The sequence below is a fragment of the Sporichthyaceae bacterium genome (genome assembly GCA_036269075.1).
Taxonomy (GTDB): Bacteria; Actinomycetota; Actinomycetes; order Sporichthyales; family Sporichthyaceae; genus DASQPJ01.
Genome location: DATASX010000035.1, coordinates 1 through 6,849, shown reverse-complemented (window position 1 = coordinate 6,849; position 6,849 = coordinate 1). Strand labels below are relative to the sequence as shown.

At 69.6% G+C, this 6,849-nt stretch carries 5 protein-coding genes; 3 read left to right on the top strand and 2 right to left on the bottom strand.

Annotated elements, in window-relative coordinates:
* Positions 1-239: 239 nt before the first annotated feature.
* Both VHU88_06960 and VHU88_06955 read left to right on the top strand, forming a co-directional pair.
* A complete protein-coding gene (locus VHU88_06960; protein HEX3611411.1) occupies positions 240-2,402 on the top strand; it encodes a malate synthase G in 2,163 nt (720 codons plus the stop codon).
* Positions 2,399-2,824 (top strand): heme-binding protein, encoded by a 426-nt coding sequence (locus VHU88_06955; protein ID HEX3611410.1) that lies wholly within the window; start codon positions 2,399-2,401, stop codon positions 2,822-2,824. Before VHU88_06960 ends, VHU88_06955 begins: the two co-directional genes overlap by 4 nt.
* Before the next feature lie 76 nt (positions 2,825-2,900).
* On the opposite strand, the gene VHU88_06950 is transcribed toward VHU88_06955, so the two are convergent.
* Together VHU88_06950 and VHU88_06945 are read right to left on the bottom strand one after the other, a co-directional pair.
* On the bottom strand, positions 2,901-5,300 hold the full coding sequence (locus VHU88_06950; GenBank protein ID HEX3611409.1) for a molybdopterin cofactor-binding domain-containing protein: 2,400 nt from the start codon (positions 5,298-5,300) through the stop codon (positions 2,901-2,903).
* A 334-nt stretch (positions 5,301-5,634) separates the two neighbouring features.
* Complete coding sequence (locus VHU88_06945; protein ID HEX3611408.1) at positions 5,635-5,793, bottom strand: hypothetical protein; 159 nt, start codon at positions 5,791-5,793, stop codon at positions 5,635-5,637.
* Positions 5,794-6,259: 466 nt separating this feature from the next.
* Here VHU88_06945 and VHU88_06940 point away from each other — a divergent pair, with 466 nt between their 5' ends.
* Entirely contained in the window at positions 6,260-6,691 is a 432-nt protein-coding gene (locus tag VHU88_06940; GenBank protein HEX3611407.1) for a nitroreductase family deazaflavin-dependent oxidoreductase, read from the top strand.
* Positions 6,692-6,849: the final 158 nt, after the last annotated feature.

Here is a 6,849-nt window from a genome sequence, read left to right as displayed (position 1 = left end):
GTCCTGCAGTTCCTCCTCGTCGCCGGATTCCGCTTCGGTGTCGTGCAGTGCCGCGACCGGATCACCGTCGGCGCCGTCCCTGGTTCCCATGCCCGTAGTCTTCCGCTTCGCCCGGTCGCTGTCACGACCGCGCGAGCACCGCCGGGACCCGGACTCGAGTGCACCTCGCACGCCCCAAGATGATCGTGCTGGACGAGAAGTCGTAGGTTCGAGGACGTCGTGCCGACGGAGGAGAATGCATGGCCCCGAAGCCTGTCCCGGTCGCCGAGCTGACGGTCGAGACCGAATTGCACGAGTTCCTGATCACCGAGGTGCTGCCCGGGGTCGGCGTATCCGGTGAGCAGTTCTTTGCCGGACTGTCCGCGGCGGTACACGCTCTCGGACCGCGCAACCGGGACCTGCTGGCGGTCCGGGAACGCATCCAGGCCGCAATCGACGACTGGCATCGGCAGCGGGGTGGGCTCGGTGAACCCGCGGAGTACCGGGCGTTTCTCGCCGAGCTCGGGTACCTGGTGCCGGCCGGGGCGGACTTCAGGATCAGCACCGCGAACGTGGATCCGGAGATCGCGTCCATCAGCGGCCCCCAGCTGGTGGTACCGGTGACCAACGCGCGGTACGCGCTGAACGCGGTGAATGCCCGCTGGGGCTCGCTCTACGACGCGCTCTACGGCACCGACGCCCTCGGCGACCCGCCGCCGGCCGGACCCTACGACACGGACCGCGGCAAGCACGTGATCGCGTGGGCGCGGGCCTTCCTCGACGACGTGGTGCCCCTCGTCGAGGGTTCGCACTCGGCGGCGACGACGTACACGGTGGCCGACGGGGTGTTGGCAGTGGCTCTGGACGACGGGCGTGTCGTCGGGCTGCGAGACACGACGGTGTTCCTCGGCCACACCGGGGACGCGGGAGCGCCGTCCGCAGTGCTGCTGCGCAACCACGGCCTGGGCATCGAGATCCGCGTTGACCGCACACACCCGGTCGGCGCGACCGACCCGGCGGGTGTTGCTGACGTGCTGTTGGAGTCGGCGATCACCGCGATCATGGACCTCGAGGACTCGGTCGCGTGCGTGGACGCCGCGGACAAGGTCGCGGCGTACCGGAACTGGCTCGGGCTGATGCAAGGCACGTTGTCCGCGGCGGTGGCCAAGGGCGGCTCGGAGTTCCTACGCACCGTCTCCCCCGATCGCACCTACACCGCCGTCGACGGCTCACCGCTGCGCGTGCGGGCGCGGGCCCTCCTGCTGGCCCGCACCGTCGGGCACCTGATGACCACGGGGGCGGTCCTGGACCGGGACGGCGCCCCGATCGGCGAGGGCATTCTCGACGCGTTCGTGGTCGCGGCCTGCGCCTTGCACGACCTGCGGCGCGACCCGGCCGATCGCAACTCCCCCGCCGGGTCGGTCTACCTGGTCAAGCCGAAGATGCACGGCCCGGACGAGGTGGCGCTGACCAGCGACCTGTTCGCCGCGGTCGAACGCACCCTCGGACTGCCCGTGGACACGCTGAAGATGGGAATCATGGACGAGGAGCGGCGGACCACCGTCAACCTCGCCGAGTGCATCCGCGCGGCAGCCTCGCGGGTGGTGTTCATCAACACCGGGTTCCTGGACCGCACCGGCGACGAGATCCACACCTCTATGCAGGCCGGCCCGGTCGTGCGCAAGAACGACATGAAGGCCACCACCTGGATCAAGGCCTACGAGGACTGGAACGTCGACACCGGACTGCGTTGCGGCCTGGCCGGGCGGGCGCAGATCGGCAAGGGTATGTGGGCCGCTCCGGACCGGATGGCCGACATGCTGGAGCAGAAGATCGGTCACCCGACGGCCGGCGCCAACTGCGCCTGGGTGCCCTCGCCGACGGCGGCGACCCTGCACGCCACCCACTACCACCGGGTGAATGTGACGGCACGTCAGGCCGAGCTGGCCGGGCAGACCCGGGCTGCGCTCGAGGACCTGCTGACGGTACCGCTCGCGCCGTCGGCCGACTGGTCCGACGAGGACCGTCGGGCCGAGATCGAGAACAACGCCCAAGGCATCCTCGGCTACGTGGTGCGCTGGGTCGACCAGGGCGTCGGGTGCTCGAAGGTGCCGGACATCCACGACGTGGGGCTGATGGAGGACCGGGCGACATGCCGGATCTCCTCCCAACACATCGCGAACTGGCTGCTGCACGGGGTGGTCCGCGGCGAGGAGGTGGAGGACGCGCTGCGCCGGATGGCAGTGGTGGTCGACGGCCAGAACGCCGGCGATCCGCTGTACACACCCATGGCACCGGGCTTCGACGGCCCGGCCTTCCGCGCCGCGCACGACCTGATCTTCCGCGGCACCGAGTCCCCGTCCGGCTACACCGAACCGATCCTGCACGCCCGCCGGGCGGAGGCGAAGGGAACCCACGCATGAGCACGAACCTGGCCACGGCCCGCACGATCATGACCGCCGCGCTGCAGTTCGGACACGACAAGGGCTTCAAACCGTTGACCGTGGTGGTGCTCGACGCCGGCGGCAACGTGGTCGCCGCCGAGCGGGAGGACGGCTCGTCGAACAAGCGGTTCGAGATCGCGCACGGCAAGGCGTTCGGTGCGATCTCGATCGGTATCGGGTCCCGGGCCCTGATGGCGCGGGCCGAGCAGCAGCCCTACTTCATCACCGCCGCCGGTGCGGCGATCGGTGGCGCGTTGGTGCCGGTGCCCGGTGGCGTGCTGATCCAGGACGGCGGGGTCACCGTCGGCGCGGTCGGGATATCCGGCGACACCTCGGACAACGACGAGGCGGCCGCGGTGGCCGGCATCGAGGCCGCGGGCCTGACCGCGAACACCGGTTGACAACGATCCGCCCCCGACCCGAAGCGTAGGTCGGGGGCCAGATCGACGGTGGCAGACCTAGATCTGGGTCTCCACCTCAGACCGGAAGAACCCGGGTCGGGCTCATCGGCACCGAGGGCACCTTGGGGATGGGGCGGAAGGACAGCGGATCCCGGAAGTTCGCCGGGAACTCGGTGATCTTGCGACCGAGTGCCTTCTGCATCGCGACCGCGGCTGCGCCGTAGCCGGCGGCGACACCGACCTCGCCGGCGCCGCTGGGCGCGACCGCGCCGTTGTCGAGCAGGATGAAATCGGTCTCCGGCGGAACCGTCCACTGCCGGACCCAGCCGTAGTCGTCCCAGCCGCCCTCCAGCGGTAGGCCGTCCATCCAGTGCAGCCCCTCCGACATCGCGGCCGCAGTGCCGTCCAGCACGCCACCCATCAGCTGGGCCCGGACCTGGTCCGGGTTGACCGGGATGCCCATGCTGATGGCCGCGATCGCCTTGGTGATGCGCGGGCCCGGCAGCCCGTTCCGCAGACGGGGCTCGACCGTGGCCGGGCGGTTGTCGATCTCCATCAGGCACGCCATGTGGCCCTTGTACTCGACGTGGCAGGCGATCGACTGGAACATCCCGGCCGGCATGCTCCGGCCCCACTCCCCACGCTTCGCGACCGCGTCCAGTGCGACGACCATGTCAGGGCTCCGCGCAAACGCGCGCCGGAATTCGTAGCCGTCCATGCCGAAGGCCTCGGCGAGCTCCTCGACGAACAGTTCACGGGAGGCCGCGAGGTCCGGGGAGTAGACGTTGCGCACCGCGGCGGTGGGCAGGAAGTCGTAGTGGTGGACCTCGTTGAGCGCGGACTGGGTCGGGCCGAAGTTGTACGGCACCTGGGTGAGGATCTGGTAGAGGTACATGGTCACCGCGGTGTTGCCCCAGTACCGGCTCGGGTCCTTCCTCATCATCACCGGGGAGATCACGTCCCCGGCGCTGTGGGTGACGTCCATCGCCGACGAGGTGTGCATGTGGGTGTAGCTGGTGATGGAATTGCCGACCTTGGTCGCCCGGATGTGGGAGACGGCACCGGGATGCTGGCGTCCGTGCCGGATGTCGTCGGTGCGGTGCCACATCAGGCGCACCGGCTTGCCGAACAGCTTCGAGGCCCGGGCGGCCTCGAGCACCTGGTCACCGTGCAGCTTTCGCCCGAAGGACCCGCCGGCGTAGACCACGTTGACGATCACCTTGTCGAGCGGCAGGCCGAACTCGTCGGAGAGCTGGGCCAGGATGGCCCCCGGAATCTTCGCGGCCGTCCAGACCTCCAGGCGGTCTTCGCGGAAATCCCCGACCGCGCAGTTGGTCTCCAACGGCGAGTTGCCACGGAACTGGAATCTGTAGGTGTGCTCGAAGACCTCCGCACCCGGCGGGGCGGGCGGCAGTGGGAGTTTGGCCGCCTCGAGATCGGACATCAAACCGTCGAAGTCGACCTTGCCCGTGTCGCCCACCAGCCAATCCACGTCGAGGGCACGGATGGCGTCGATGCATTGGCCGAAGGTGTTCGCCCGCACCGCCACCGCCGACGAGCGGTGGGTTGCGTCGATGACCCCGACGTCGGTGACGCCCGGCATCTGCTTGACCTTGTCGAGGTTCTTGACCTTGTCCACGCGGCCGTTGAACTGCGGCGGCCGGCACAACATCGTCGGCAGCGCGCCGGGGATCTCCAGGTCCATCGCGAACTTCTTGGCACCGGTCACCGCCGCCAAGAGGTCCTTGCGCGGGACCGATTTGCCGATCACGCCACGCTTGGGGGGACCGAGCGCAGAGTCAAACAGCTCTCCGATCATCTCGTCCTCGGCCCCCACCGGGATCGCGATCTCGCCGTAGCCGGCCCGCTGCCCGTCCGGCCCGTAGACGTACCCGTCGCCCTTGGTCCTCAGCTGGTGAGCCGAGAGGTTCCACTGCTTCGCGGCCGCACCGATCAGGCGCCGACGGGTCAGCTCGCTGAGCGCCCGCAGCGGCTGCCACAGCGCGGCCAGCGAGGTCGACCCACCGGTCACCTGGGAGTCGCACATATCGACCCGGGCCTTCGACATGGTGATGTCGACGTGCTCGTACGGGATCTCCAACTGGTCGGCGATGACCTGCGCGACACCGGTCTCCAAGCCCTGACCGACCTCGCAGCGCGGCATGTCGAAGTGGACGCGACCGTCCGGGGTGACCTCCAGGGTGAGCAGCGGGGTCACCGGACGGGTCTGATCCCGCATGAAGTCCATGAAGTCGTAGTGGTCGGCGGGCAGGTCATTGCTAGGGATCGGCGCGCCGCCCGCCGCCGCACCGGCCGCGGCCGCGGGCGGCACGTCCACCACGTAACGGCCGGCGACGATCAGGGTCGCACCGGCCATTGCGTAACCCACGAAGCGCCGCCGGCTGACACCGACGTCGTCGGCGTCGGCGGTGTCGGCGGTATCGGCGGTGTCGAATACCTCGGTGGTTCGGGACATGGGCATTCGTTCCCTTCCGGCGGTCACATGGGTGCGCAACGGGGACGGGGGGATTGTCCTGCCCGGGGCGGCCCCAGCGCCAGAGGGGTCTCAGCCGGTGCCCGGCTCACCCCATCGCACTCGGCTTCGATGGCAGATGACCACGGGCGTTGGCCGGCCTGACCTCGTGCCCGGCGGCGCTGAGCTCGGGGACGATGTACGAACCGGAATGGCCGGTCCCGCCAGTGCCGAAAACTCGCATGCCACTTCCTTGTCAGGGTCGATGGAGGGGCTGCTCTTCTCGCCGTGGGTCGACCGGCGTGATGTGGCGCGAGAAGTGGTGGTGCGGGTGCGCTCAGCTGAGAATGCTGACGCCGAGGAAGAAGTTCGTGTGCTTGACGCAGTGCGCGACGAGGCCCAGCAGCAGCAGGGCGGCGTTCTCCAGTGTCCGCGCCATTGGCAGCTGCCCGGCGTCCATCGGGCGTAGTCCCAGGCTCTCGATGAACTCCGACACGCGGGCCTTCGCCTGCGCGTCGTCGCGGCGATGAACGCGTCCAATGGGCGACCCTCGGCTGGGCCGGCCGCCAGCACATCGGAGAACAGGGTGTTGAACGCCTTGACGACATGCTCGCCGGCAACGGCCTCGGCGATCTCCTGCGCACCGGAACTGCCGTCGGGGGTGAGACCTGCCGGCCGGACGCCGCGCCATCGAGGACGCGGCGCCCCAGCACGAGCGAACGTCCGCCGACATTTCATCGACCTGTTCACCCCCGCCGACCTCGACACCCTCGCCACCCTGAACCGAGCGGACCGGCAGACGACGGGCCGTCAGGTCAGGGAGCGAATCGTCGAGCCCGAACTGACGCGCCGTCAGGGCACCCCTGCATCGCGTGCCGGCGCGATGTCGAACAGCCGCAGGCGGCCCCCGGCCAACTCCGCCACAGGGAATAGGTGAGCGGCCGGCGTCGTTCGGCTGCTACATGACTACGAACGCTGAGCGGAGCCCGACCGAGTGGGTCCGGGACCAGACGGAGCAGATTCTGCGCACCGGGACCACCGACGGCGTGACCGTCTTGGACCGCCGGATCGTGCTGTTCACGGTGACCGGCGCGAAGACCGGTAAGGCGCGGCTGGTCCCGCTGATGCGCGTCGAGCACGACGGCCGATACGCGATGATCGCGAGCAAGGGCGGGGCGCCGGAGCACCCGGCCTGGTACGGCAACGTACGTGCCAACCCCGAGGTGACCGTGCAGGACGGGACCACTGTCGCGAAGTACCTCGCCCGCGAGGTCGCCGGTGCGGAGCGCGAGCAGTGGTGGGCGCGCGCCGTGGAGGCGTACCCGCCGTACGCGGAGTACCAGCAGAAGACCGATCGGCTCATCCCGGTGCTGGTCCTCGACCCGGTGCTCTGACCGCGGCTGAGGGCGCGGGGGTCAGTCGAGTTCCGGTTCGATCTCCGCCGCCGGGTCGAGGTCGGCGCCCAGTTCGGCGGCCTCCTGCTCGTCGATGTCGTAGAGGTCCTGCAGTTCCTCCTCGTCGCCGGATTCCGCTTCGGTGTCGTGCAGTGCCG